At 55.9% G+C, this 1,170-nt stretch carries 1 protein-coding gene; it reads left to right on the top strand.

All coding sequences use genetic code 11. The annotated features are described in order from the left end of the window. Positions 1 to 102 precede the first annotated feature (102 nt). Positions 103 to 1,089 carry a group II intron maturase-specific domain-containing protein gene (locus tag PY650_RS36485; protein ID WP_285884952.1) on the top strand — a complete coding sequence of 329 codons (987 nt, stop codon included), beginning with the start codon at positions 103 to 105 and terminating at the stop codon, positions 1,087 to 1,089. Positions 1,090 to 1,170 lie beyond the last annotated feature (81 nt).

The following is a 1,170-nucleotide window of genomic DNA, read 5'->3' as shown; positions in this document are numbered from 1 at the left end:
CCGGCAGAACACGCCCTTCGAAGGCGTGTCCCGAGCGGGTAACAGCTATCGACGTCGGTAGATCCCGGTGATGGGTAGTCTGGCGACGTTTCCTTCGACAATATCAGCCACGACTGGCTCATCGCCAACATCCCCATGGATAAGGTGGTGCTCCGGAAATGGCTGAAAGCTGGTGTTGTGCTGAATGGAGAAGCGTTCCCAACGGAGGCAGGTACACCACAAGGTGGTGTGATCTCGCCGACATTGGCGAACATGACCTTGGACGGCATGGAAGGAGTGCTGCGTCGCCGCTTTGCGCCCAGCCATCCCCAATCCAAAAAGAACAAGGTCAATCTGATCCGGTATGCGGACGACTTCGTCATAACGGGAGCGACGAAAGAGCTCTTGTTGGAGGCGAAAGCCTTGATCGAGGACTTCCTTCGGCAGCGGGGTCTCACCCTCTCCGAAGAAAAGACCAAGATCGTGCATATCGAGGATGGCTTCGACTTCCTCGGATGGAATGTGCGCAAGTATGATGGGAAGCTTCTCATCAAGCCTGCCAAGAAAAACGTGCAGGCGTTCATGCGTCATGTCCGTTCAACGATCCGAGAAACCAGGACAGCAACACAGGCAAAGGTGATAGCGCGCTTGAACCCGATCATTCGGGGATGGGCGAATTATCATCGCAACCAGGTGGCGAGCGAGACCTTTGGAAAGGTCGACCACGCCATTTGGCAACAACTCTGGCAATGGGCCTGCCGCAGACATCCACACAAGCCGCTCACCTGGGTGAAGGATCGCTACTTCGCTCGGGAGGGCACGCGCAATTGGGTGTTCCGCAGTCAGGTGATCGGCGATAACGGTGAAACGACGTTCGTTCGGCTAGTTAGGGCCAGCGACGTCACCATTCGACGGTATCGCAAGATCAAGGCCGAGGCCAATCCGTTTGATCCAGCATGGGATAGCTACTTCGCCGAACGACGTAGCCTCCTCATGCAGCGTCAGGGCAGACGGTTGCCGCCAAAGCTTTGGGAAGCACAGAAAGGCATCTGTCCGGTTTGTCGAGAGCCGATTACGACGGAAAGCGGATGGAATTGTCGGGCGAAATGAGAAACTGACCCCCTAACGAAGCGAAGAACTGACCCCTCGTATCAAAACGAGGAGAGATGGATGTCGAGCGAGATTTCATCG

This window comes from Martinezella calliandrae (assembly GCF_030272695.1).
GTDB classification, from domain to species: domain Bacteria; phylum Pseudomonadota; class Alphaproteobacteria; order Rhizobiales; family Rhizobiaceae; genus Rhizobium; species Rhizobium calliandrae.
The sequence above is the reverse complement of the archived record's forward strand: the minus strand, read 5'-3'. Positions and strand labels throughout refer to the sequence as shown.